Origin of the sequence: Frankia sp. AgB1.9 (assembly GCF_016786355.1) — a bacterium.
Taxonomy (GTDB): Bacteria; Actinomycetota; Actinomycetes; order Frankiales; family Frankiaceae; genus Pseudofrankia.
This window is the reverse complement of sequence record NZ_JADWYX010000010.1, coordinates 92,946-117,411: the sequence shown is the minus strand read 5'-3', so window position 1 is coordinate 117,411 and position 24,466 is coordinate 92,946. Positions and strand designations below refer to the sequence as shown.

Sequence of the window (24,466 nt, the reverse complement as noted above, 5' to 3'; positions counted from 1 at the left end):
CCGGGGCCACGCGCCCCCCGCCCCCCCACCGGGGCCGCCCCCACCGCGGTGGGGCCGACCCTGTTCGGAGCGGCCTGGTCTGATCGCCTGCGTCAGGCCTGGTAGATGTCGTCGCCCTTGACGGTGACGGTGACCGGGGCCAGCGGGCGAGGGGCCGGGCCTGCGACGTTCTTGCCGGTCGTGGCGTCGAACTTGCTGCCGTGACACGGGCAGTTGATCGTGCCGCCGGAGACCGAGCCCACCGTGCAGCCCATGTGGGTGCAGACCGCGGAGAAGGCGTGGACGGTGCCGCCGGAGTCCCGGGTGATGACGATCTTCTTGTCCGCGAGGACAAGCCCACCGCCGACCGGCACCTTGCTGAGGCTGGTGAGTTCCTTGGCGTCGTCGGCCGAGGCGCTCGTCGGCGCGGCGCCGCTGGGGGTCTCGTCGGCGCCGCCGTCACTGTCGGTCGAGGCGGGAGCGCCCGTCGCGGCATTCGTGGTGTCCGAGCCGGACGAGCTGCCGCACGCCGCCACCAGGAAGCCGCCCGCGCCGGCGGCCAGGGCGAACAGGGGAACCGTCACTCGCCGGGTCAGCCCGGGGTACGGCGTCGGCGATTCCGTCGGCTCCGCCTGGGTCGTGGCGTCCAGCGTCATGGCATTCCCTCCTGGAAGTGGGTATCGCCTCACACGTCCGACGGTAGGTGTGCGGAAGGGCCTTCCGAGTCGCGGCATGCCGCGAACTTCTAAAGATCTGGTGAGAGCCCGCGGCGTGGCCCCGGATATCGGCCGGCACGAAGTCGGCAAATGGCGGCTCGACGGGCGTAATTACCGTCCGTCGGCGCCAGGGGTTGCCAGTGCCGGTTGCTCAGGACAGCGTGACCAGGGCGCCCAGGGCGAACGCGGCGGCGAAAAGCCAGATCAGTGTGGGCACCGTGCTCAGCCACCGTGGCGGCCGCCGCCGGGTCACGACGGGGGTACTGGGAGTGGGCGCCGGCTGGGCGGCCGGCGCAGCCACGCGACCGGGGCGGGCCAGCGGGCCGCTGGCCGGGGCGAGCCTCGTCTCGGCCTCGTCGACGTCCGGCTCGGCCGGGGCCGCCGGGGGCACGTCGACGGGGACGATGGCCGTCAGCGTCAGTTCGGGGCCGTCCACGGCGCCGAGCCGCAGCCGGGTCGGCTGGGTACCGACCGGGACCGAAGTGACCCGCTGGCCGTCGTGCCACAGCCCGTTGGCGCTGAGGTCGCTGGCGGTCCAGCCGTCCGGGGACGGCTCGAGCGCGACATGCCGCCGGGACACCTTGGGGTGGCTGACGACGATGTCCGAGTCCGACGCCCGGCCGACCACGACCTTGCGGTCGCCGGGCAGCGTGAGCTGCGTGGTCGAGGTCTGCACGCGCAGCGCGACGAGAGGCACGCTGACCCTCTCTCCTGCCGGGCTTCCGGCGGTCGTGGAGCCGAATGGTTCGCTGTTCGCGCCAACCCGGCCGGGTGCGGCGCCGTGGTCGGCCATGGACTGGCCGGCCGGCTCAGGCCGGGAGATGGACTGGCCGACTGGCTCAGGCAGGGAAGACGGCGTTGTCGTGGACGCTGACCTTGACCGGGGGCAGCGGGGTCGACGCGGGGCCGGCCACCGGGGCGCCGGTCGTCACGTCGAACTTGCTGCCGTGACACGGGCAGTTGATCGTGCCACCGGCGACCTCGCTGACGGTGCAGCCCTGGTGGGTGCAGACCGCGGAGAAGGCGTGTACGTCGCCAGCCTGGTCCTTGGTCAGCACGACCGCTGCCTTGTCGAGGATCAGGCCGCCGCCGGCCGGGATCTGGTCGAGCGACGCCAGCGGCGTGCTGGCGGCGGCAGCCCCGCCGGCAGGGCTGCCGCCGGCCGCGTTGGCGCCGGGTCCGGCACCGTCGCGGTGGTTCCACGCCACCCCGACGCCGGCCGCCGCGCCGACGACCACGACCGCCGCGGGAATGGCCCGCCGGGTGAGTGACCCCGCCCCGTCCGGGGTGGAGACGTCCTGCGTCATCTGAGCGCCTTCCTCGGGCGGAGATCAGACATGGGGGATGCCGGAGCGGGTGAAGAACCACAATGCGGCCGTGAGCCAGAGCAGGACGAGCAGTGAGAAGACGAGCCCGCCGAGTACCGGCAGCGCCCAACCGGGCAGGGATTTCACCCGCAGGCCGAGCATCTTCGCCGCGTAGGCGCCATAGAACGTGCACCCCGCGACACTGTGCACGAGGACTCTTGTATCCGCCGTCGAGAATCCAAGGGCCCACAGGCAGTGGAATGCGACCGGAAGGGAGACGACGAAAGCCGCCGTCCCACTCCAGCGGTGCAGGATCGAAACCACCGGCCCAGCGGATTTGACGCCCGGCAGGCGCCCCCACATCCACAGCGCCGTCAGCAGCTGCACGAGGACGAGGACGAGCACGATTGTCGTCAGCCACGCCTTCATCGGCAGTGGGCTGGAGAAACCGAGGGTGTACAGCGGGCGGCGGGCTGGCGCGTGCTCCCGGCCGTACACGCCGAGGGCGACCGCGATGACGGCGCCCACGAGCACGGCGCCGGCGAGCCCAGTGGACCCGCTGAGGATCGACCGGCGCGGTGGCGCGGCGGTGCCCGCGGTCGGCTCGGGTATCGACATATCGCCTCCGTTCCGGCCCCCCGGCCGGGCTCAGGCAGTTTCCGCGCGGTCGGCTGACCCGCCGCCGGAATGCCTGATGATTTGTCTCGTACGTGGGCTGCCGTGTCAAGGAGAGCCGGCTGACGGCTTTTGGACGACAGGTCTGCGTCACCGATACCAATCGGCGCGCGCCTTTGGGCGGTATGGCGCGGTCTGGATTTCAGACGGGGCCTTCCGCCGAATTCCGACGACCGCCCAGCATAGGGGCCGGTCCGCGACCGGGATGCACCAGTCACTCGGTCGCACCGCACTTGTGGTCGCGGGGAACCGCTCGGTGGCCGGTCCGGCGGCCGGAAGGCGGATTGCCGGGTCGTACTCAGGGCTGAGCACTGCTGAGCACCGGCCGCGTACGGACGACGGCCGGTGCTCAGGCGCGCTCGGTGGCCAGGCCCGCGGGCTGTCAGGCGCGCTGGCTGTCAGGTCCGCTCGAGGTGCGCGAGGGCGAGCTCGCAGTCGAGGTCGACGTAGGCGGCGCCGTACCGTTCGGCGAGGGCGAGCGAGATCTCCCGCCGCTGGTAGCCGTCGGTGCCCAGCGTCGACAGCCAGATCGCCAGGCCGTAGGCGGCCGAGGCTCGGTAGTGCGTCCAGGCGTCCTCGAAGGACGGGCGGGTCTCGTCCGGCACGTCGAGCGCCGCCAGGTACTCCTTCAGCAGGTCGGCCTCGGCGCTCCGGCGGTCGGCGATGGTGAGCGAGCCGACCAGGAAGTAGCCGACGTCCTGAACCCACCGGCCGCGGCGCACGACCTGCCAGTCGAGGAAGCCCACCTCGTCGCCGGGCAGGACGTAGGTGTTGCCGATGTGGGCGTCGGCGTGCAGCAGCGTCCCGGGCTCGCGATCGAGGGTCGCGACGTCGCGCACCCACAGGTCCACGATCTGGTCGCCGTCGTACTTCGTCACCTCGGCGGGAAGGTGGTCGGCTCCGCGTTCCAGGCCGATCGGGGTGAACCTGCGCAGGCCGGCCTGGAAACCCTCGGTGGGTGCCCACGGCTGGACCCAGCCGAGCCGGGGGTGGGTCGCGGCGGTGAATCCCCAGTACAGGCTGTGCAGCCGGGCCAGGCCGCGCAGCCCGCTCGCGACCTGGTCGGCGGTCATCGGACGGGTCGAGTCCCGCGGATCGGCGCCCCGGACGGTGACGTCCTCCATGACGATCACGTAGTCGAGGCCCGAGCGGTCGATCACGACCCGGTAGGAGTGCGGGTGGTCGACGGGCAGTGGCGCCCCCGAGGCGAACAGGTCCGGCTCGTTGAACAGGTTGCCGTTCCTGGCGTGTACCTCCCGATGTACGCCCTCGGCCTTGAGGAAGACCCGGCCCGGCCCCGAACCGGACGCGTAGTCGAGATCGAACCGCGCCCGCCGGTTGGTGCCGTCGTCCCGGAGCACCAGGGTGACCGCGCCGACCACCGCGTCGGGGTGCTGTTCCGCGAGAGCGGCGGTCATCCACTCCGGGGTCACGTCCGCCCAGTCCGCGGGCACCTGTAAACGGTCGGGCGACGTCGACTCAGTCATCGACTAAGTATGTGATCGCTCACTTTCGGGGTCAACTTCCGGTTGCCGGTGAGCTGCCCGGCTGCCCGTCCGGGGCTGCCCGTTGCGGGTCGGTCAGCGGCTGTCCGATCCGGTCAGGGCGACGTCGAGGGTGGGCTCGACGCGGGCGGCGAGCCACTGCGACTCGTTGCTGGCCACCGTGCTGGCCAGGGTGCCGGTCAGCCGCCGCCAGCCGAGGCCGGGTGCCAGCAGCGTGAGATCACCGGTCGCGCGCCGCATCAGTGGGAACCGTTCCTCCCAGCTCGCGGCGCCGGCCCCGTCGCCGGTCGTGAAGCCAACGACGAGCTCGGCCGGCGACGAGAGCGTGGCGGCGCTGATCTCGCCCGACCGTCCGGACGCGGCGCTGTTGAGGACGAAGGTGCTGGCGCCGCCGGTGCCGGCCGGCAGCCGCTGCGACTGGGTCTGCTCACCCAGCCGCACATACAGCCGGGCGCCGGCCCCGAGGCCGCCGGCGGGGATTCCGGCGGTGCCGGCGGCCGGCGGCCGGACGGTCACCCGGATCTGGATGCTGGTGCCCTGGACCTGGTGTAGCTGGACGAACGAGCCCCGGTAGCTGCCCGGGACGTCCGCGTCGACGAGCTCGTTGGGCCGCAGCCGGTAGATCGTCCGGTCGGGCATCCGGTCGGGCAGGGCGGCGACGCCGGGGCCGATGTCGGCCGCGTAGACGACCGGGCCGTCCAGGTCTGCCGAGTTACGCAGCGTGTGGTATGGGAGCTGGGTGTACCGGGTCGGGATCGCCGGCGTGACGACCACCAGCGCCGGGCCCGGGAGGTGATCGGGGATCAGCGCGTCCAGGAAGGCGTTGCCGGAGTTCACCCCGCGCTGGACGTCGATCCTGCCCTGAATCGTGGGCACGGTGAGGGCGGCCAACCCGGCGAAGGAGAGCACCAGGGCGGTGGCCCGGACCAGCGGCTTCGGGCGGGCCTGGCGCGCCCTGCGCCGGCCGCGCTGTTCCGCTGGAATCAGCGACCACAGCCAGCGAGCACCGGCCGCCCCGAGGATCACGATCGGAGTGAACCCGGCCAGGTGGTAGTGCGGGCCGAGGCCGTTGCGCAGCCCGGGCATGGCGAAGGCCGATCCCCACCAGAAGAAGTAGCCGATCAGCACCGCCGCGGTCGTGCTGGCGAGCAGCAGGCGTTCCGCGCGGCGCCGGGGAGCCAGCAGGCCGACCAAGGCGAGCGCGATCAGGCCGAAGCCGCCGAAATACCAGCTTGGGGCCGCCTGCAACGTCTCCGACAGAGCCTGCGCGGCCAGGTGACGAGTAAAGGTGAAGGTCGGCTCGGACGGCAGGATGCGCCGCGGGCCGAACCCGAACGTGTCCAGCGGGTCCGACGCCGTCTGTGGGAGCTCCAGCGGCGACCCCGTCACATGCGAGCAGTAAGCCAGCAGCAGGCCGACGAACGGGGCCGCGCCGAGAACGCCCCAGCCCGCGCGGGCCAGCAGGATCCCCGGCGTTCGCCACGCCCGCGTAGCCGCGAACAGGAAGAGCGGCCCGACGACGAGAACCGCGTCGAATGGCCGGATCAGCAGGGCGAATCCGACCAGCGCGCCACCGCCGATCAGCGCACCTCGGGTCCCGGTCCGGACTCCGCGTAACAGCAGGGCGCTGGCCAACGTGAGCACGGCCGCGCTGGGGGCGTACGCCAACGGAAGCGCGGTGTGCAGCAGCACCAGCGGGGAGAGGGCGACGAGGCCGGCCGCGATGGCGGCCGTCCAGCCGTCCTCGAACAGCTCGCGGGCGAGGAGGTAGGTGCCGATGACCCAGCAGGCCGCGACTGCCGCGGGAGCGACGGCCATCGTGCCGAAGACGGCCTGCGAGGCCGCGAGCAGCGCGGGCCAGCCGGGCAGGTACTTGGTGAACACCTCCGTGCCATGCATGCCGGTCAGCCACGGCTGGAAGAACGGCTCCACGACTCTGGAGTCGAGGGTGAGCCGTCCGTCCAGCAGCATCCGTGCCTGCAGGACGTAGGCAGCCTCGTCGGCGTCGCCGGAGCCCTGCCGGTAGAGGCCGGTCTGCAGCAGCAGGCTCCCGATGAACGAACAGACCGCGATCAGCACGACCGCCCGGGTCGGCGGGTCGATCCGGGCCAACCGGAGCCGCCAGCCGTACTCCCCGAAATCGGTCGTGGGTGCGTGCGGCCGCCAGCCGGGGCCGCTTGGCCGCCGCCGGCCCACCCGGAGCGGAACCGTCGTCTCGGGAGATGACACGTCGACGGTCATCGGGGCTCGCAGTGTGCGACGTCGGCCATCATGACTGCGTCACGGCGCGCTGCCGCTCGGCTCCGATCACGCGTGTGCACCATCCGTCGCATCGCTGTCGCTATTCGCGCTTATCGGCGTGGAGCAGCCGCAAGCCCTGGTTTCGCGCCATTGGAACGATAAACGACCCATAAGCGATCACTGACGGCCGTCCCCGGTCGGCCCGCGACCGGCCCTCGACCGGCTCGGTGCCGGCTCTGGTCGTCTCGGTGATGTCCCCGGTCGCGCGCGGCGGGTCTGCGGGACGCCGGCCGCGATGGCCCGGTCGTTACGGTCGTGTGGCTGAGAGCCGCCAAGGGCCCGACGGATCCGTAGAGTCCTCGATGACCACCGCAGAACCCGGCGGATCCCGCGCCGGACCTCTTGTTGACGGAGACAGCGATGACTCTGACGATCGGCGACACCGCCCCTGACTTCGTGGCCGCGACCACTGAGGGCACGATCAACTTTCATGAGTGGATTGGCGACTCGTGGGCGGTGCTCTTCTCGCACCCCAAGAACTTCACGCCGATCTGCACCACCGAGCTCGGCTACGTCGCCTCGATCAAGCCCGAGTTCGACCGCCGCGGCGTGAAGATCATCGGCCTGTCCGTGGACCCGGTCGAGCTGCACGAGGGCTGGGCCAAGGACATCGCGGAGACCCAGGGCACCGCGCCCAACTACCCACTGATCGGCGACTCGGACTTCGCGATCTCCAAGGCGTACGGGATGCTCGGCGCCGACGTCTCCGGTGACCCGTCGGACCGCACCGCGGCGGACAACCAGACCGTGCGCAACGTGTTCGTGATCGGCCCTGACAAGAAGATCAAGCTGATCCTCGTCTACCCGATGACGACCGGCCGCAACTTCGACGAGGTGCTGCGCGTCATCGACTCGCTCCAGCTCACCGCCAAGCACAAAGTCGCCACCCCGGTGAACTGGAAGCAGGGCGAAGACGTCGTCATCGCCGGCTCGGTCAACAACGAGCAGGCCAAGGAGCTCTTCGGCACCTGGCAGGCACCGAAGCCCTACCTGCGCATCGTCCCGCAGCCCAGCGCCTGACCGGCGGCCTCGGTCTCAGTCTCGGGCCTTGGGCTCGGCTCGGGTCTTGAGCTCGGGCTCGGGCCTTGGGCGGATCGAGCGTCCGAGCCGTCGCCGGGTAGACGACCGGCGCCGTCACGGCCGCCGGCCGGCCGGCCTGGTCCAGTGCTTCTCTCGGGCGGGCGGCATCCTCTTGATGCCGCCCGCTTGCTGCTCCCCGCCAGGGAGTTCCTGAGGCCGAGCCACCGCGTGAGTCCTGCGCGGCGGCCGGCAATGGCCTGAAAAGGCCACCGAGACGTATGACTCAAGAGGCCGGCGTGACCCAGGAGCCCGGCGCTCGCGCCAGCTGACGTCGTGCTGGTGCGAGGCTCAGGCGTCCCCGGCTTCGGGAGTGCTCGTCGGCTCGTCGGTCGGCTCGCCGCGGACGGTGCGTAGCCAGATGATCGGGTCGCCGTCGTCGACCTGCTGGCCGGCGGCTCGCAGCAGTTCGCGGGTCAGCTGGCGGCGGTGCGCGGCGAAGGTGAGTACGTGCGCGACCACGGAGCTGAGCACGAAGCTCTCCGGCGGGTCGCAGAGCGCGTCGATCAGGCGGTCGTCCCAGGCCCCGCGACGGTCGATGTCCCGCACGGCCGCGAGCCACCGTGGGGCGGTGGCGTCATGACGGGCCAGGAGGCCGGCCGCGTCATCGTTCTCATCGCGGGCCGGCAGGTCGAGACCCTCGATGGCCGCCAGCCAGACTTCCTTGGTCCAGATGTGATGCTCCAGTACCGCGGCGATCGACTCCTCGAGGCCCTCCCAGGACGTCACCGTCGCGCCAGGCCGGCGGATGGCCCGGAACGCGGTGTCGGTCAGGCCTTTCGCTAGTTCCAGCAGGTCGCGGGTGTCGTCCAGGTCATGGCTGACCAACTGCTCGGTGAGCGGGTTCATCGCAGGCTCCGTCGAGTGCACCCACAGCGACATGGGTGGGTGGTAATGGATGCCGTTCGGTGCGGGCAGCCAGTGCCCGCTGGTGGGCGTGCTCGGTGGATGGCCGAAGGCGCGGGTGAAGGCGCGGGCGAACCCCTCGACCGACTCGTAGCCCGCCTCCCACGCCGCGTCGGTGACCGACGAGCCCTGCCGCAGCTGCCAGGACGCCCGTTCCAGCAAGACCCGGCGGCGCATGGCGACAGGTGGCTCGCCCGTGCCACGAGACAACAGCCTGCTGAAGTGGAACGGCGACGAGTACGCCGCTCCGGCCATCTCGGTCAGTGACCGCGGCTCCCCGTCGTCGGCGCCCGCGAGCACCACATCAAGCAACTCCCGGAGCCGATCGCGGCCTGCCCGTGGCCTGGGTTCTGACACCCCTCCAGTGTGTCGATGCCCCACGCACCCGCGCCCGACCGATCTTGCGCGGCTGACGCGAGCCAACACGAGGCCCGAGGTCGAGGCGCTCCTCTCCGGCCAGGTCGGCCTGTCGAGAAGAGCGCCGTTTGCGCCCTGTGGTCCCCAGCTGGGTCCGGTTTCAGCTGGGTCCGATTTCAGGTGGGTCCGGTGACACCCGTCCGAGGGTTGCAACCGCGATCAGGTCCGGGGCGAAGCCGGCATCTTTGCCGGTGCCGGCACTGGGCGCCGTCACAGGCATTGCCCAGCGTGTCGCCTCGCTGCGGGCATCCGACCGCTTTAGGGTGGCGAACATCAATCACTCTGGGTAATCATTGCAGGTCAAGTCGGGGGAAGTATGGGTCACCGGAAGGGCGACGCTGCGAGGGCACTGCGCCGGACACGGTCCTACTGGCGGCGACGAGGCCGGGTGGTGGGTAGGTCCCGACCGATCTGGGCTCCGGCCGGCCCGCGCAAGAGCGAACGGTGGCCGTGGATTGTCGGCGCGGGTATCGGCGTGCTGGTGTTCCTCTTCGTCCTGGTCGGCGCCCTCGCGCCGGCCCCGAAATCGGGGGCACCCACGCTCTCCGTGGCCCAGGCAGGCGGCTCGCCGGCTGCGGCACCGTCGGGGACTCCGACTCCGACGCTGGCGCCGCCATCGCCGTCGCCGGCGGCCGCCGTTGACACCAGTTCGACGGAGTTCGGGGCGGTGCCTACACCCGTAACGTCGCCGCCCCGGCCGTCCCAGCCGACGGAGTCACCGGCGCGGCTGTCCCGGACCGTGGCATCGTCGGCCCGGTCGGCTCGGCCGCCTGCGCCGACCGCGTCCCAGCCCCCCGCGTCCCAGGCCCCCGCGATCCAGCCCCCCGCGGTCCAGGGGCCAGCGCCAGCGGTGAACCAGCCGGCTGTGGACGAGGCGTCCGCGCCGGAGACGGCCCACGCGTCGACCCCGCCGATGACCCGACCGCCGCCCGCAACGACCCGGCCACCGGCGCCCCAGGCGCCGCCCTCGCCCACATCGGTCACGACAACCTCGACCAGCGGCTGTACGCCGCTGACAGACAAGGGCCATTGCTACGAGCCGGGCGAGTTCTGCCGCAAGTCCGACCATGGCGCGCATGGCGTCGCGGGCGACGGCAAGGCGATCGTCTGCGAGAACAACGACGGGTGGCGCTGGGAACCGGTCTGATCCGGCCGTCCGGACGATGCCCGCTCCGGAATGGGCCCCATGACACTTCGGAGCGAGCGATGCCGAGGATGACCTGGCGCGCTCGTGGTGGTGCCCGCGAGGCGGAAGTTCCAGGGCGAACCGGATCTTCGCGTTCCGCGGAACGGACTTCAGATGGCGCTCGGTGTGGCAGGGCGGCTGGTCTGTTCCTTTGTGCAGCGCCGGTGAGGCGGGAGGCCTGGGCCGACGGGATCTTCGCGTTCCGCGGAACGGACCCCAGGGGACGCCCGGTGCATTTGCGTCGGCTAGCCCGTTCCTTCGAGCTCGACGAGGCGCAGGCGCGGCCGGGCGGCCGATCGGATCCTGGTGTCACAGCGCGCGCGGCGTAAGCCCGCGGCCCGACCACCTGTCACGGGCGCGATGTCACGCGAAACCTGACATCCAGCCCGTACATCCTCTATCGCCCGCCCAGGAGCTGCCACTACGCTGTGGCGCCTGAACGACGGGGGATACGAGACAATGACACAGCCGTACGGATCGCATCGACGCGATTACGGAATGCCGCAAGACCAAGGGTCTACACAGGGTTACGGACCACAGCAGGGTTACGGCTCACCGCAGGGCTACGGACCGCCGCAGGGTTATGGCTCACCGCAGGGTTATGGGCAGCCTCAGGGATACCGGCCGCCAGGCTACCCATCCGGTCGGCCGCCGCTACCGGGACCAGTTCCCGGTCAGCGTCCGCCGGGAGGGGCACGCCGGTGGCGGCTGTGGATCGTGCTCGGCGTGGTCGCGATCGTGCTGGTCAGTTGCATCGCGGCCATCGCCACGCCGGGCTCCAAGAAGGTCACGGTCCCCAACGCCGTCGGCCTGAGCCTCAGTGCGGCTGAGGCCAGGCTTGAACCGAATCTGAAAGCCACGTCGGTGGACGCGACGGGTCAGGGCCGGATGCAGCTCGTCGACAGCAACTGGCAGGTTGTCAGCCAGGACCCGCCGGCCGGGACCGCGGTATCCAAAGGCGCGACGATCACCCTGAACGTGCTCAAGCCGGGCGAGTCGCCGGCCGTCAGCGTCATTCCCGACAGCGTTTCGAGTAGTGCCGCGCCCAACCTCGCCGCCATCCCGACGACGCAGGCTCCGATAGTCGCCTCGCATACTCCGGTCGCCGCACCGACGACTCGGCACGTGAATCCGCCGCAGGCGACCTACAACCCACCGCCCGCGAATGATCCGCAGACGGCCAGAGCGCCCGACCCTGCTCCCGCTCCCGTAACGCAGGACCCTGTGCTCGCCGGTTGTCATCCGACCACTTCCAAGGGCAACTGCTACAAGGCGGGCCAGCTTTGCCCTGCCGCCTATCACGAGCAGTCAGGCATAGCGGGAAATGGTGAGCCCATCGTCTGCCAGGACAACAACGGCTGGCGCTGGGAGCCGGCGTAGGCGCCGGCAGCCACCCACGCGGCTGAACTGGTCACATCGCCGGCCCAGACCCCGCCGGCTCGTCGAACGGCCCCGGTGCTCGGGGCAGTCTTGTAGGCGGCTGCTGGACTCAGCAGTAGGGCGCCTCTGTAAGGCTACGCATCGCCAAAATCTTCCTCCGGTACGGCTGTTTAACCTAAGTACCTCGTGCGACAGTGCCATCCGAGCCTATTTGGAGAATCTGCGACAAGAAAAGCGTCAACAGCGAGTTATTGGCCTTTCCGAATCGTGGATGGGCGTCGTTTTGGCCGCTTGCGCTTTTCCGAATGAGCGTTACGATGGGCGTATGTTCTACACGTTGGACGGCCCTGATCCGCCGTCACTTGATTTAACTTCACTCGATTCGCCGGCTCGTGTTTCACAGGGTCCCGATGCACGGCATCTTGACTGCCCTGCTCCGAATCGCTGGTCTGGTGCGTCCCGGCGCCACCGGTCGGCTGACTGCCGAGCGGTTGTCGATTCGCCAAGAGAAGACGGCCTCGTCGGTGCCCGCGCTGTCGACGGCTTTCCTACGCCCGATGTTGATCCCGTTGGTACCCCGCCTACCGACGGCCCGCCTACGCCCGACAGCGACGCTGCCGGTGATCTGTTTGGGCGGTTGGGGTTGGTCGATGGGGTGTTCGACGAGGTGCTGGCTGGGCTGGCCTGCTGTGACGCGTCGGCGACGTTGGCGCTGGCGGGGCGGCTCGCGCGGTTGACTGCCCGGTTGGAGGGGTTGACGGTCCACGCCCAGGTGCATCTGGCCCGTCAGCGTCCGGCCGACCCCGGCGCTGGCGACGGTGAGCGTGGTGACCTGTACTCGCCGTTCGTCGCCGATGAGTTGGCGGCGGAGCTGGGGCAGTCTCCGCGCACGATGTCGAGCCGGTTGGCGACGGCCTGGGAGATCGCTTCCCAGCTTCCCTCCGCGTTGGCGGACCTGACCGCGGGGATGCTTGATCACACCCGGCTCGCCGCGCTCCACCAGCTCACCCTCTGCCTCACCGCCGGCCAACGCGCCACCGTCGAGGCGGCGATGCTCGCCGGTAGCCGGCTGGCGTCCCCACCCCAGTGGCGCCGCAAGATCCACCGCCTTGTCGCGCGGCTTGACCCGGACGGCGCGGCGAAACGCCGCCGCCGCGCCCACACCGAACGCAGCATCGGTGTCCAATCCCTCGACGACGGCATGGCGTGCCTGACGGCGATCCTCGCCGCCGAGGACGCCCAGGCGATCTACGACCGGATCAACCACATCGCCAGGACCGACGCCCACACCGACAACCGCATGGACGGCGACACCCGCCCGATCGACGCCCGGCGCGCCGACGTCCTGACCGCCCTACTCCTGGGCAACCGCCGCGAACACGTCAGCGTCGAGCTTCAGGTCATCGCCCCCGTCGGCACGTTGGCCGGCCTCGACAACAACCCGGCCGAACTTGTGGGCTTCGGCCCGATCCCCGGCGAGGTCGGACGGGCACTGGCCGCCGACGCCCGCTGGCGACGCGTCCTGACCGACCCCGTGACGGGCACCGTCCTAGACCTCGGCCGGCGCCGGGTCCCCACCCCCGAACTGGCTCGCCTCATCCGCCACCAACAAACCCGCTGCCTATTCCCAGGCTGCGGCATGCCCGCGACCCAGACCGACCTCGACCACACCATCCCTCATGCCCGCGGAGGCCCGACTGCGCTGGACAACTTGGGACTCCTCTGTCGGCACCACCACCAAGCGAAACACCGAGGAGGCTGGCACCTGCACCAACCGCGACAGGGCGTCTTCACCTGGACCAGCCCTACCGGCCGGACCTACACCACTGACACCCACAAGAATGACGAGGAAGGACTGATCCCTGGCGAGGACCATCGCGCCGGGTCAACCACGACACCAACCCGGACGGGACGAGTGTCACCCGCCAACCTCTGCCCCACCAGAGGTCTCCCAGCGATGGGCCATGCCGTTTCTAAGCTCGACGCGGGCCTGGCCACGGTCAATACGTTCCCGATCTGCGGACGCTCCGGGCCCGCCGGGTTCGGCTGGTCTCAGCTACAGGCGGGCCGGGGGTTGCGGCGCGGGATTGCCGACGGGGACGCCGAGACGGGCCACCACGATGCGGGCCAGCGCGGTGAGCAGATCGCGCCGGTCCTTGACGTCGCGGCCGGTGATGTCAACGGCGACGGCGAGATCGCCGACGAGGATCACCGCTCGGACGTGGCCGCGTAGGTAGACCTCGCCGGGCACGGGTAGCCGCCGCCGGCGGGACATGGTCATCAGCAACGTCCTCAGCGGGCCGGCGGTGAACACCAGGCACTGGACGATCAGCTTGGGGCTGCCCGCTCGACGGACGTGGAAGCTTCTGATCTGCCTGAGCGCCGCCGGCAGGGCCTCGATCTGGCTTCCCGGAAACACCTGCCTCAGGTCCGCGACGTCGAGGAGCGCCGTCGGATCCGGCCGGGCCGCGACGACGGCCTGCGCCGGTGCCGGCTCCAGGACGTCGACCGACCAGGCGCGTGCGCCGGCGTCCCGAGAAAGGCGCACGATCGCCCCGACGCCGGGGGCGGGATCCGCGTCATGCAGCTCGATCCGGCGCGCGATCGCGTAATCGGAGGCACCGTCGTGGACCGCAATCCACCATGCGCCGGCCGGTGTGCGGCGGGCACGCACCACCTCCCCGACGGTCGGCCGCTCGCCGACCGTCCCACCGGCCGGATCGCCGAAGCCGCCGTCGTACCCGCGGCGGTCATGGTCGACGCCGTCGCTGCCGACACCTCGCGGCTCACCGTGACTGTCGGTGTCGATCGCTGGGTCGAGTCGAATGGCGACCCGCCGTGGCGTGCCGCTTCGGGCGGTCCAGGCCGCTGCCTCTGGTGACTCGTCCGGCGCGAACGGCTCGACCGCCGCGGGGGCCTGCCCCAGCGCCGCCGCGTACACGAGCCGATGATCGAGGGCGCTGATCGCCTCCGGTCCGGCCGCCGCGAGGTCTGGATCCGCGGCCAGGCCCGAGGTGGCTCGTTGCCAGCGTCCGCGCCGGCGCCTGTCGTCCTCGTTGCGCGCGCCGCCGATCAGGATCACCGAGGTCGTGGCGGTGGCCAGCAGGACGAGGATGAAGGCGAAGAACCACTGCTCGGCGGGGCTGTTGATGCTGCCCTCGGTCTCGATCTCCGGCTTCACAAAGCGACGCGAGGCCGTGAACCCGGCGAGCATCGAGGCGGCGAGGAGCAGGAAGACGCTGGCCGTGGTGAGGTGGCGGACTCGGCGCCGCCGTGGGGTCTGGAACCGGGTGGCGGCGCGTTCGGCCTCCGCCACCAACTCGTCCCGCCACTGCGCCGGCGACGGTGCCGCCTCCTGGAACAGCGCTGCGGCGGGAAGCGGTCCCGCCGTCGTGCGGACCGTCACGAGGCGTAGCACCGCGATCTCGTGCGCGGCGAGCGGTGGATCGCCGGCGCCGTCCGCGGGCCCGGCGTAGGCGTGCTCGGCCCGGTTCGACCAGGCAGGCGTCGGCCCGCGGCCCGCAGACCGCGCTCGCTCCGGCCGTACCTGGACCAGCACGCCGAACCGGTCATCGCGCCAGATCTCGACGAGTCCGCGCCGGGCGAGATCGAGAACGACGGTCGCCACCGCCGTCGACGGCACGGCCGCGGGGTCGGCGGCCAGGGCGGCGGCCAACGCCGGTTCCGGCCCCGCCGCGACCGGCCGTCCCTCGTACCGCAGCTCCCTCCTGATCCCGAACCGGGTCAGCGCCACCATGGCGGTCACCGCTGCCCAGGCCAGGAGCGCCGCCGCCGTCGCGACGTCCACCCACCCTGCCTCGATGCCCAGCACGATCATCGCGTCGGCACCTCGAAAGGTCCGCACGGTTCCGCCCTGGCGGCGGGTTCTGGCTGGGAATCCCTCTTGAGCGCGTCCTCAAGATCCGAAATCACGCCCGAAATGTCGCATGCTGGCGCAGGCGAGACAATCCGACGGCGCTGTCGCCTCCGCGACCCGACCGGGCATCGACGTCGGGCTCACGGACGGCCGTAGGGAGCGACATTCGGCGTTGCCTTCCGCTCAGCCCAGTCGGTCGACGAGGTCGGGGAGGTCTGGAGGCCAGACCGGTTCGGCGAGGCGGCGGATTTCGCCCGTTGTCAGCCACGCTCGCAGGACGATCCCGTCCTCGGGGTCTGGAAGGTGACGCGGGACGTGCCGGCTGGCGGTACGGGCCAGGAAATACGTCTCGTGCTGGGTGACGGGTTCGCCGGCGAAGAAAAAACGGTGGCGCCACTCCCAGAGCTGATCGCCTGGTTCGTCGTCGCGCCCGGTTTCCTCGAGAAGTTCTCTGCGGGCCGCGGCGAGGGGGTCCTCGCCGGGCTCGATACCGCCGCCGGGGCAGGCCCAGTGTGGCTCGTGCGGCCCGCCGTGCAGCTGGAGGAGTACCGCGCCGCTGGTATGCAGAAGAACCACCCGTGCGGCGAGGCGGACGGAATCACCAGATTGTTGTCCGGCCACGGACGCTCCCCCTGATCCACACATTTTCCGTTCGCACTGCTGCCGGCCGGCCATGACCATCCGATCCCCGGCCCGGCCCGGTCTTCGCCAGGAGGTCGGGGATCGGCGCGAGCCGCCAGCGCACCGGCTTACGGTCATCGGTCGTCCTCGTCAGCGGCCCCTCAGCCGCGGTCAGGCACGGTGCACCCGGATGTCGCCGAAGGAGGTCTGCACGCGGACCTCCACCTTGTGCTCGGCCTCGCCGGGCTCGTCGGTGACGTTGTCGAGCTCGTTGTGCACGTTGCCGTGTGCGGTCTGGACGTCCAGCCACGCCGCGGTACCGGCCGCGATGCCCACCTCGACGTTGCCGGCGGCCGTCCGGAGCGAGACGGCGCCGCTGACGACCCCGCCTACCTGGATGGCGCCGTTGGCCGTCCGGGCGTCGACGCCGGCGACCGCGCGGTCGATCACGATCTCCCCGTTGGAGTTGCGGACCCGGACCTCCCCGGTCACCGCTCCGACCCGGGTGGTCCCGTTGGAGTTGCGGACCACCGCGTCCCCGTCGACCGCGCCGACCCGCACCGAGCCCGTGCCGGTCTTGACGTCGGCGTCGCCGGTCACGCGGTCGATGGTGATCGGCCCGGCCCCGCTGCTCAGCCGGACAGGTCCGCAATGCTCCAACCGGATGGTGCCCATGGTCGTCTTGACCCTGCATTCCCCCAGCTCGCCGGAGCTGGTCACGTCGCCGACGGACGCCTCGAAGTCCACCTGGGACGTGGCCGGGAGCTCGATGGTCACGTCGACGGATCTCGTCTGGCGGGAGAAGGCCCGGGCCCGGGCCCGGGGTGCCCGCACGAGCAGCGCGCCGTCGGCGTACTCGACGCGGGTCTGCTTGGCGGCCTCGACGTCGGACTCGTCGTCCGGGTCGGTCGGGCGGACGTCGACGACCGTGTCCACGCGGTCGGTCGCGATGATTCTCGCGTTGCCGCAGATAAGCTCCAGGGTGGCCAGAATCGGTGCGGGTGTGTCGAAAATGGGCATGGCTGTCCTCACGAATGTGCCGATGGTTTGTTTGGGTGCTCGGAATGGGTTCCGGCGGACCAGGGGTGGGTGTTAGCGGACCCAGCCGGTGACGTGTTGCGTACCGCGTTTCCCGCCGGCCGGCCGGGTCGCGGCTTCCTGCGGCGACCGCAGCGCGGTGGCCGCGGCGCGGACGAGCCAGGCGTTCACCGAGCGGCCTTCCTTGGCGGCTGCCTCCTCGACGGCGGTCTTGAGCTGTTCGGGCAGTCGTACGTTGATCCGCGCCGTCGCGCCTTCCTCCGACACGGGGTCCGGCACTGCCGCGGGTGGCTGCTCCTCGGCCGGCTGGTCCGTCAGGGGCACCGCGACGACGAACTCGGGCTCCCGCCCGCGCAGCCGCAGCTCCACCGACCCGGGCGCGAGGTCCCTGGTGATCTCGTCCGCCGCCGCGGACAACGTCTCCAGCAGCGTCAGCCGGATCGCTGACTCCAGCCCGCCCGTCAGCCGCTCGACCAGCTCGCGAACGTCGTCGCCGCCGGTCTCCAACAACGTGACGAGCTCCTGTCCGAGCCTGTCCACATACTTGCTGAGCTCCATGGCGCCATCATGGCACCATCATGGCTCCGATACAAGAGTCTTGGCATCAATTTGGCACCAGAACGGTGCCATCCCGGCTGGCCTCGGCCTGCCGCTACCGCGCGAGGGCCACCAGGATCGCGTCGCGGACCGCCGATGGCTGTTCGACCCACGGAGCGTGCCCGGCCCCGTCGAACACGATCCGATCTCCATGCGGCAACGCGGCCAACAGCGAATCCGTCGCCTGCCAGGGGCGCGGATCGTCGGCGCCGAGGAGCATGGTGACCGGCACGAACAGCCCGGCGGCGACGGTGAGCAGGTCTTCCGTCTTGCGTTCCGCCCAGAGCTGTCGGTTGGCCGCGAAGTTCACCTCGGCGTCCGGGGGACGGGTGGCCCACAGCGCGGCCGCGTGACCGGCCGCCGCCGGACCAGGGGAGAAGTCGGGCCGCCACTGCAGCAGGCACCACTCCCGTTCCTCGGCCGGACTGCGGCGGCGATCGGCGAGTTCCGTCCATCGGGGCAGGTCCGCGCCCAGGCGGCGCTGCCGCTCAGCGATGTACCGGTCGCGGAATCCGTTGCCCGCGCCGACGCCGGCGACGTAGGCGACGCCTGTCACCCGGTCTGGCGAACGCGCGGCGTAACGCAGGCCCAGCTCAGCGCCCCAGGAATGCCCGACCACGCCCCAGCGGTCCACTCCGTAGGCGGCCCGAACCTGGTCGAGGTCGTCCAGGGCCTGCGCGATCGTGAACCGTCCGCCACCGCCGTCGGTGGAACGTCCGCACCCACGCTGATCGAACCGGATCACCGTGAACACGTCATCCAGCAGCCCGGCCAGCGGCGCGAGATAATCCCACAATCCTGGGCCGCCATGACACAGCACGATGGGCGGACCGGCACCGCTGGCCGTGGTCCACAGCTGCGTACCGTCGGTCAGTTTGATCACACCGTATTCCTAGCAGCCGCTCCGACACGGCCACCAGGCAATCTCCACCGGGAAAGCCCCGCGTTAGTGTTGGCGGATGGAACGGGTGACTGGCATCGGCGGCGTTTTCCAGCGAGCAGGGGGAAGCGCGAGTCTTCGGGACTGGTACGCGAAGCACCTGGGTATCGACCTGGCCGAATTCGGCGGCATCCAGTTTGCCTGGGGACCCGGTGGCTCCACCACCTGGGCGATCTTCGACGCGGATACCGACTACTTCGGTCGGCCCGAGCAGGCGTTCATGGTCAACTTCCGGGTGACCAGTCTGGACGGGATGCTCGCGCAGCTACGCGCCGAGGGCGTCGAGGTGATCGACGACGTCGCCGAATCCGAGTACGGACGGTTCGGCTGGGCCGTGGATCCGGAGGGGACCCGATTCGAGCTGTGGGAACCCCCGCCCGGCCAGTAACGAAGCCGTCGTTCGCCGTGGGTGGGGGGGGGGGGCCCCCCCCCCCCCCCGCCCCGGGGGGGGGGGCGCGGGGGGGGCGGGCCCCCCGCCCGGTCGGTCGTGCCCGTCACCGTCGGGTGGGCCGGGCCTAGCGCCTGGTCAGAGCCGCTCGACGGCGTATTCGATCGCGCCGGTGAGTGCCTGGACGTCGCTCGGTTCGATCGCGGGGAAGCAGGCGACCCGCAGCTGGTTGCGCCCGAGCTTGCGGTACGGCTCGACGTCGACGACGCCGTTCGCCCGCAGCACCTTGGCGACCGCCGCCGCGTCCACTCCGTCGAAGTCGATCGTCACGACGACCTGCGACCGCTGCGCCGGATCGGCGACGAAGGGCGTGACGTAGGGCGTCTTCTCGGCCCAGTTGTAGAGGATCGAGCTCGACTCGGCGGTCCGGGCGACGCACCAGTCCAGACCGCCCTGACCGTTCATCCAGTCCAGCTGCTCGGCGAACAGGAACAGCGTCGCCACCGAGGGGGTGTTGTACGTCTGGTCCTTGGTGGAGTTGTCGAGCGCGGTCGTCAGGTCCAGGAACGGCGGAATCCACCGGTCCGTCGCCTTGATCTCGCCCAGCCGGGCGAGCGCCGCCGGCGACATCAGAGCCACGAACAGACCGCCGTCGGAGGCGAAGCACTTCTGCGGCGCGAAGTAGTAGACGTCGGTCTCGGCCACGTCGACCGGCAGGCCGCCGGCGCCGGAGGTCGCGTCGACCAGGTGCAGCGCGCCGGCGTCGGCGCCCACCGGGCGGCGGACCGGCTTGGCGACGCCCGTCGACGTCTCGTTGTGCGGGGTCGCGTAGGCGTCGACACCGGCCAGCGGCGACCAGTCCGGGTGCGAGCCGGGCTCGGACCTGATCACCGACGGGTCAGCCAAGAATGGGGCACCTGTGGTCGTCTCGGCGAACTTGCCGCCGAACTCGCCGAAGACGAGGTGCTGCGAGCGTTCCCGGACCAGGTTGAACGCGGCCGCGTCCCAGAAGGCGGTGGACCCGCCAACACCGAGGACGACCTCGTAGCCGTCGGGCAGCGAGAACAGCTGCGCGAGCCCGGACCGGACCCGGCCCACCAGGTTCTTGACCGGCTTCTGCCGGTGGGAGGTGCCAAGGAGGCTGGTGCCGGTCGCGGCGAGGGCCGCCACCGCCTCCGGCCGGATCTTCGACGGCCCGCAGCCAAAGCGGCCGTCGACCGGGCGAAGATGATCAGGCAGAACAATCGTCGTTGACGTCTGCTGCGTATCAGGCACTTGCCACATCCCCCAGGGGCCGAGGCGCCGGACCGATGTAGCGCGCGGACGGCCGGATCAACCGTCCGGTGCGCTTCTGTTCCATGACGTGCGCGCTCCACCCAGCGGTCCGCGCGCAGGTGAACATGGACGTGAACATATGTGCCGGCACCTCGGCGAAGTCCAGCACCACGGCCGACCAGAACTCGACGTTCGTCCGCAGCGGGCGGTCCGGGTACCGGTTCGTCAGCTCCTCGATGGCCGCGGCCTCCAGGGCCTCGGCCACCTCGTAGCGGTGCGAGCCGAGGTCGCGGGCCGTGCGCCGCAGCACCCGGGCGCGGGGGTCCTCGGCCCGGTAGACCCGGTGGCCGAAGCCCATCAGCCGCTCGTGGTTGTCCAGCGCCTGCTTCACGTAGCCGACCGGGTCGCCGGTCCGCTCGACCTCGTCGAGCATGGCGAGCACCCGGGACGGCGCCCCGCCGTGCAACGGGCCGGACAGCGCGCCGACCGCGCCCGACAGCGCCGCGGCGCAGTCGGCACCGGTGGAGGCGATGACCCGGGCGGTGAACGTCGAGGCGTTCATGCCGTGCTCGGCAGCGGACACCCAGTAGGCGTCGACGGCCTGAACGTGCTTCGGGTCCGGCTCGCCGCGCCAGCGGATCATGAACCGTTCGGTGATCGTCCGAGCCTTGTCGACCTCGGTCTGCGGCACCGCCGGGAGCCCGAGGCCGCGGGCGGACTGCGCGACGAAGGACAGCGCCATCACGGACGACCGGGCCAGGTCCATCCGGGCCTGCTCGTCCGGGATGTCGATCAGCTGGCCGAAGCCCCAGTACGGCGCGAGCATGGCCAGCGCGCTCTGCACGTCGACTCTTATGTCACCGGAGTGCACCGGCACCGGGAACGGCTCGGCCGGCGGAAGGCCAGGCTCGAAGGAGCCATCGACGAGCAGGCCCCAGACGTGGCCGTAGTCGACCTTGCCGACCAGGTCCTCGATGTCGACGCCGCGATAGCGCAGCGCACTGCCTTCCTTGTCCGGCTCGGCGATCTCGGTCTCAAAGGCGATGACGCCTTCCAGCCCGGGCTTGAAATCGCTTGTCTTCTCGGCCATCGAGTCCGGATCTCCGCTCTGAGTACGCGACTGATTCCTGTTGTCGTTCGGTGTTGCCTGGTTCGGGTCGGATCCCGTGTCGCCCGGGTGGCGAGCGTCCTGCCGCCGCGGCTGTGCGTGGCTGACGGAGCCCGCCAGGTTGGGCGCCCTCCGGCCATCCCTCCATCCAACTCTTCTCGACGGACCTTCGCCTCAGTAGTGCCGCGGAGAAACCCCCATGACGACGAGGTGTCGTACCTCACATCTGGCCGAAGCCGACCGGGTGCTGAAACCGGCGTGTAACGGTCATCGGCGGTGCGTCGCCGCCGGTCTCCCGCAGGTCCGACGGGGCGCCGCGGGATCACGGGCATCGCGGCGGTGCCAGGATCGGGCCTATGGCCGCCCGCGACGCCGCACCCGCCAGGCTCCCCGGGCCAGCCGGGCCCCCCGGGCAGGCCGGCGACACGGCCAGCTCCAGCGAGCCGCCGCCGCGTTCCGCGGAACGCGAAGATCGTGGGGACGACAAGCAAGTCGGCGTCTTCCACGGCCGCCAGCGGCCTGGCCGCGCCGAGCTTGCCGGTTCCGAGGGCGACACCGCGGACGCGACCGCGAACCTTGGCGGCCTGCGGCGCGTCTACGACTCCGGCTGGCTCGACGAGCGTGACCTGGCAGCCGGCTGGGTGGAACAGTTCGCCCGCTGGTTCGCCGACGCCGAGGCCCCCGGCTCCGGGGTGCTCGAGCCGAACGCCATGGTCTTCGGCACCGCCGACGCTGACGGCCGGCCAAGCGCCCGCACTGTGCTACTGAAGGGCTTCAGCGCCGAGGGGTTCCTGCTATTCACCAACTACTCCTCGCGCAAGGGCCAGGAAACCGCCGCCAACCCGCACGGTAGCCTCGTCTTCCCCTGGTACTCGCTGGAACGCCAGGTGATTGTCGTCGGCGCCGTCGAACGGATCTCACGAACCCATTCGGCCGACTACTTCCGTTCTCGGCCGCGTGGCAGCCAACTCGGCGCCTGGGCCAGCCGGCAGTCCGCCGTGCTGGCCTCGCGTACAGAGCTGGAACGGCGCGACGCGCACTTTGCCGAACGCTGGCCCGAGGGCACCGAGATCCCTGTCCCGACCTTCTGGGGTGGCCTCCTGGTCGTGCCCGAAACGGTCGAGTTCTGGCAGGGCCGCCCCGACCGCCTCCACGACCGCCTTCGCTACCGCCGCTCCACCGCTCCCGGCCCCAATGGCCCGGAAAACTGGGTCATAGAACGCCTGTCTCCCTGAACCGCGCCGGCCGTGGTCAGGGGCGGCCCCATTGATCGCCGTTCAGGCCCTCGCGTGGTCGTGTTCGTGGCACGGATACAACCATCGGAAGGCCAAAACGGCGATCAAGATGCCGGGGGACGACGAAAGGCCGGCCCGCCCCCGTGGATCAGGGGTCGGGCCGGCCTTTTGGTCGTACCGCGTGGGCTGCTGGACCGGCTAAGTCAGGCAATGCGGGCTCGGCTGGCGAGCGCAAATCAGGAACCCCAGCCAGGCCCAGGCCGGACTTAGCGCAGCGGGCGCTCCGGGGCGGCCTGGGCCGCCTGGGCGGCGATGGCGTCCACGTCGGCGTCGATGTCGGCGGTGCGAGCCGACATCGGGACGTATGGGCGCTCGTCGTAGCCGACGTAGAGCTGGCGCGGGCGGGCGATCTTCTGCTCGGGGTCGAGCAGGCCCTCCTCCCACTGGGCGAGCCAGCCGGGCATGCGGCCGATCGCGAACAGCACCGGGAACATCTCCACCGGGAAACCCATGGCCTGGTAGATGATGCCCGTGTAGAAGTCGACGTTCGGGTACAGCTTGCGGGAGATGAAGTACTCGTCCGAAAGGGCGATCCGCTCCAGCTCCATCGCCAGGTCGAGCAGCGGGTTGGTGCCCGTCACCTTGAAGACCTCGTCGGCGATCGAGCGGATGACCCGGGCCCGCGGGTCGTAGTTCTTGTAGACCCGGTGCCCGAAGCCCATGAGCTTCTTCTTGCCGTCCTTCACCTGGGCGATGAAGGTCGGGATGTTCTCCACCGAACCGATGTCGCGGAGCATCCGCAGGACCTGCTCGTTGGCGCCGCCGTGCAGCGGGCCGTAGAGCGCGGCGATGGCCGCGGCGGCGGCCGAGAACGGGTCGGCCTCGGAGCTGCCGACCGCGCGCATGGCGTTCGCGGAGCAGTTCTGCTCGTGGTCGGCGTGCAGGATGAACAGCACGTCGAGCGCGTGCTCGAGGTTGGGGTCGGGCTCGTACTTGAGCTCCGTCGCCTTCCACATCATGTTGAGGAAGTTCCCGGCGTACGACAGGTCGTTGTCCGGGTACGCGTACGGGAACCCGACCGAGTGCCGGTAGGAGTAGCCAGCGAGCGTGGTGATCTTCGCGATCAGGCGAACGATCTGCAGGCGGCGCAGTCCCGGGTCCTTGATCTTCTTGGCGTCCGGGTAGAACGTCGACAGTGCACCGACGGACGAGACGAGCATGCCCATCGGGTGCGCGTCGTGATGGAAGCCGTCGATGAACTTCTTGATCGACTCATGCACCAGCGTGTGGTGCGTGATCTCGTCTTCCCAGGTGGCCAGCTCGTCCTTCGACGGCAGCTCGCCCGCCAGCAGGAGGTAGGCGACCTCCAGGAAGCTGCTCTTCTCGGCGAGATCCTGGATCGGGTAGCCGCGGTACCGCAAAATGCCGGCGTCGCCGTCGATGTAGGTGATCTCGCTCCGGCAACTCGCCGTGTTCGTGAACGCCGGGTCGTAGGTCATCAACCCGAAGTCATCGTCGTCGACCTTGATTTTGCGGAAGTCCGCGGCGCGCACGGCGCCGTCTTTGATCGGTACTTCGTAGCTACGACCGGTGCGGTTGTCGGTCACGGTCAGGGTGCTGACCTGCTCGGACACGCCGGGCTCCTCTCGCTGTGGCAGCGCAGTCGGTCGACGGGCTGGCACGACGCCGGCGTCCGAGTCCGGGGTTGCGGAGCCCTCACGCCGGTTTGCTGGCAGTTCGTTGCTCCCAAGTCTCGTCGCTGGAGGCGCCACATGCGCGTGATCGGTGCGGAACATCCGACGTGGGCTGCGCCACCCGGTCTGTCCCCCGTGGTCGAGTTGGTCCGTACTGTTGTGAACCCACCGCGTAGCGCCGTGACCTGGCCACCTGGCGTGTTGGTCTGGCCGGCGAACGTTGCTCGGGAAGGGTGATACCCAG

General features: G+C 70.7%; 20 protein-coding genes and 1 pseudogene. 5 read left to right on the top strand and 16 right to left on the bottom strand.

Annotated elements, in window-relative coordinates; genetic code table 11:
- Positions 1-92 precede the first annotated feature (92 nt).
- From I6A60_RS05820 to I6A60_RS05795, 6 genes are all read right to left on the bottom strand, one after another.
- Entirely contained in the window at positions 93-635 is a 543-nt protein-coding gene (locus tag I6A60_RS05820; RefSeq protein WP_203012697.1) for a Rieske (2Fe-2S) protein, read from the bottom strand.
- A 211-nt stretch (positions 636-846) separates the two neighbouring features.
- A complete protein-coding gene (locus tag I6A60_RS05815; RefSeq protein WP_203012705.1) occupies positions 847-1,392 on the bottom strand; it encodes an FHA domain-containing protein in 546 nt (181 codons plus the stop codon).
- A 142-nt stretch (positions 1,393-1,534) separates the two neighbouring features.
- Positions 1,535-2,002, bottom strand: coding sequence for a Rieske (2Fe-2S) protein (locus tag I6A60_RS05810; protein ID WP_203012707.1), 468 nt, complete (start codon positions 2,000-2,002; stop codon positions 1,535-1,537).
- Positions 2,003-2,026: 24 nt separating this feature from the next.
- Positions 2,027-2,620: a DUF6529 family protein gene (locus I6A60_RS05805; RefSeq protein WP_203012715.1), complete on the bottom strand. Its 594-nt coding sequence runs from the start codon at positions 2,618-2,620 to the stop codon at positions 2,027-2,029.
- Between the two features lie 455 nt (positions 2,621-3,075).
- Positions 3,076-4,164, bottom strand: coding sequence for a phosphotransferase (locus I6A60_RS05800; protein WP_203012724.1), 1,089 nt, complete (start codon positions 4,162-4,164; stop codon positions 3,076-3,078).
- A 93-nt stretch (positions 4,165-4,257) separates the two neighbouring features.
- Positions 4,258-6,423: a DUF6541 family protein gene (locus I6A60_RS05795; protein ID WP_203012730.1), complete on the bottom strand. Its 2,166-nt coding sequence runs from the start codon at positions 6,421-6,423 to the stop codon at positions 4,258-4,260.
- Between the two features lie 420 nt (positions 6,424-6,843).
- Between I6A60_RS05795 and I6A60_RS05790 the strand changes: the two genes are divergently transcribed.
- Complete coding sequence (locus I6A60_RS05790; RefSeq protein WP_203012732.1) at positions 6,844-7,503, top strand: peroxiredoxin; 660 nt, start codon at positions 6,844-6,846, stop codon at positions 7,501-7,503.
- A 348-nt stretch (positions 7,504-7,851) separates the two neighbouring features.
- Here I6A60_RS05790 and I6A60_RS05785 read toward each other — a convergent pair whose 3' ends face one another.
- Positions 7,852-8,823 carry a helix-turn-helix domain-containing protein gene (locus I6A60_RS05785; protein ID WP_203012734.1) on the bottom strand — a complete coding sequence of 324 codons (972 nt, stop codon included), beginning with the start codon at positions 8,821-8,823 and terminating at the stop codon, positions 7,852-7,854.
- A 426-nt stretch (positions 8,824-9,249) separates the two neighbouring features.
- Positions 9,250-9,867, bottom strand: a complete 618-nt coding sequence (locus tag I6A60_RS05780; protein ID WP_238434832.1) for a hypothetical protein — start codon at positions 9,865-9,867, stop codon at positions 9,250-9,252.
- Between the two features lie 928 nt (positions 9,868-10,795).
- Between I6A60_RS05780 and I6A60_RS05775 the strand changes: the two genes are divergently transcribed.
- Positions 10,796-11,449 (top strand): PASTA domain-containing protein, encoded by a 654-nt coding sequence (locus I6A60_RS05775; protein WP_203012738.1) that lies wholly within the window; start codon positions 10,796-10,798, stop codon positions 11,447-11,449.
- Positions 11,394-13,142, top strand: a pseudogene (locus I6A60_RS43905) (DUF222 domain-containing protein); the annotation flags it as partial. The gene I6A60_RS05775 and the pseudogene I6A60_RS43905, both read left to right, overlap by 56 nt.
- Positions 13,143-13,505: 363 nt before the next feature.
- Here I6A60_RS43905 and I6A60_RS43900 read toward each other — a convergent pair.
- The 5 genes from I6A60_RS43900 to I6A60_RS05745 form a co-directional block, all read right to left on the bottom strand.
- Positions 13,506-15,314 carry a hypothetical protein gene (locus tag I6A60_RS43900; protein ID WP_307874245.1) on the bottom strand — a complete coding sequence of 603 codons (1,809 nt, stop codon included), beginning with the start codon at positions 15,312-15,314 and terminating at the stop codon, positions 13,506-13,508.
- Positions 15,315-15,509: 195 nt separating this feature from the next.
- Positions 15,510-15,971 (bottom strand): NUDIX hydrolase, encoded by a 462-nt coding sequence (locus I6A60_RS05760; protein WP_238434852.1) that lies wholly within the window; start codon positions 15,969-15,971, stop codon positions 15,510-15,512.
- A 147-nt stretch (positions 15,972-16,118) separates the two neighbouring features.
- A complete protein-coding gene (locus I6A60_RS05755) occupies positions 16,119-16,967 on the bottom strand; it encodes a DUF4097 family beta strand repeat-containing protein (RefSeq protein ID WP_203012742.1) in 849 nt (282 codons plus the stop codon).
- Between the two features lie 72 nt (positions 16,968-17,039).
- A complete protein-coding gene (locus tag I6A60_RS05750; protein ID WP_203012743.1) occupies positions 17,040-17,543 on the bottom strand; it encodes a toxin-antitoxin system HicB family antitoxin in 504 nt (167 codons plus the stop codon).
- A gap of 94 nt (positions 17,544-17,637) precedes the next feature.
- Positions 17,638-18,465 carry an alpha/beta fold hydrolase gene (locus I6A60_RS05745; protein ID WP_203012744.1) on the bottom strand — a complete coding sequence of 276 codons (828 nt, stop codon included), beginning with the start codon at positions 18,463-18,465 and terminating at the stop codon, positions 17,638-17,640.
- A 76-nt stretch (positions 18,466-18,541) separates the two neighbouring features.
- Between I6A60_RS05745 and I6A60_RS05740 the strand changes: the two genes are divergently transcribed.
- Positions 18,542-18,910, top strand: a complete 369-nt coding sequence (locus I6A60_RS05740) for a VOC family protein (RefSeq protein ID WP_203012751.1) — start codon at positions 18,542-18,544, stop codon at positions 18,908-18,910.
- A gap of 138 nt (positions 18,911-19,048) precedes the next feature.
- On the opposite strand, the gene serC is transcribed toward I6A60_RS05740, so the two are convergent.
- Both serC and I6A60_RS05730 read right to left on the bottom strand, forming a co-directional pair.
- A complete protein-coding gene (serC, locus tag I6A60_RS05735; protein ID WP_203022005.1) occupies positions 19,049-20,194 on the bottom strand; it encodes a phosphoserine transaminase in 1,146 nt (381 codons plus the stop codon).
- Positions 20,178-21,275, bottom strand: a complete 1,098-nt coding sequence (locus tag I6A60_RS05730; protein WP_203022004.1) for a citrate synthase 2 — start codon at positions 21,273-21,275, stop codon at positions 20,178-20,180. The genes serC and I6A60_RS05730 overlap by 17 nt, the downstream gene beginning before the upstream one ends.
- A 374-nt stretch (positions 21,276-21,649) precedes the next feature.
- Between I6A60_RS05730 and pdxH the strand changes: the two genes are divergently transcribed.
- A complete protein-coding gene (pdxH, locus tag I6A60_RS05725) occupies positions 21,650-22,528 on the top strand; it encodes a pyridoxamine 5'-phosphate oxidase (protein WP_307873543.1) in 879 nt (292 codons plus the stop codon).
- A gap of 266 nt (positions 22,529-22,794) precedes the next feature.
- Here pdxH and I6A60_RS05720 read toward each other — a convergent pair whose 3' ends face one another.
- A complete protein-coding gene (locus I6A60_RS05720) occupies positions 22,795-24,162 on the bottom strand; it encodes a citrate synthase (protein WP_013428169.1) in 1,368 nt (455 codons plus the stop codon).
- Positions 24,163-24,466 lie beyond the last annotated feature (304 nt).

Bases quoted from the DNA above. Each gene is read 5' to 3' on its own strand.
- I6A60_RS05740 (WP_203012751.1), top strand. From the start codon at position 18,542: ATGGAACGGGTGACTGGCATCGGCGGCGTTTTCCAGCGAGCAGGGGGA.
- I6A60_RS05755 (WP_203012742.1), bottom strand. From the start codon at position 16,967: ATGCCCATTTTCGACACACCCGCACCGATTCTGGCCACCCTGGAGCTT.
- I6A60_RS05790 (WP_203012732.1), top strand. From the start codon at position 6,844: ATGACTCTGACGATCGGCGACACCGCCCCTGACTTCGTGGCCGCGACC.
- I6A60_RS05730 (WP_203022004.1), bottom strand. From the start codon at position 21,275: ATGGCCGAGAAGACAAGCGATTTCAAGCCCGGGCTGGAAGGCGTCATC.
- I6A60_RS05795 (WP_203012730.1), bottom strand. From the start codon at position 6,423: ATGACCGTCGACGTGTCATCTCCCGAGACGACGGTTCCGCTCCGGGTG.
- I6A60_RS05760 (WP_238434852.1), bottom strand. From the start codon at position 15,971: ATGTGTGGATCAGGGGGAGCGTCCGTGGCCGGACAACAATCTGGTGAT.
- serC (WP_203022005.1), bottom strand. From the start codon at position 20,194: ATGTGGCAAGTGCCTGATACGCAGCAGACGTCAACGACGATTGTTCTG.
- pdxH (WP_307873543.1), top strand. From the start codon at position 21,650: ATGGCCGCCCGCGACGCCGCACCCGCCAGGCTCCCCGGGCCAGCCGGG.
- I6A60_RS05805 (WP_203012715.1), bottom strand. From the start codon at position 2,620: ATGTCGATACCCGAGCCGACCGCGGGCACCGCCGCGCCACCGCGCCGG.
- I6A60_RS05820 (WP_203012697.1), bottom strand. From the start codon at position 635: ATGACGCTGGACGCCACGACCCAGGCGGAGCCGACGGAATCGCCGACG.
- I6A60_RS05810 (WP_203012707.1), bottom strand. From the start codon at position 2,002: ATGACGCAGGACGTCTCCACCCCGGACGGGGCGGGGTCACTCACCCGG.
- I6A60_RS05750 (WP_203012743.1), bottom strand. From the start codon at position 17,543: ATGGAGCTCAGCAAGTATGTGGACAGGCTCGGACAGGAGCTCGTCACG.
- I6A60_RS05800 (WP_203012724.1), bottom strand. From the start codon at position 4,164: ATGACTGAGTCGACGTCGCCCGACCGTTTACAGGTGCCCGCGGACTGG.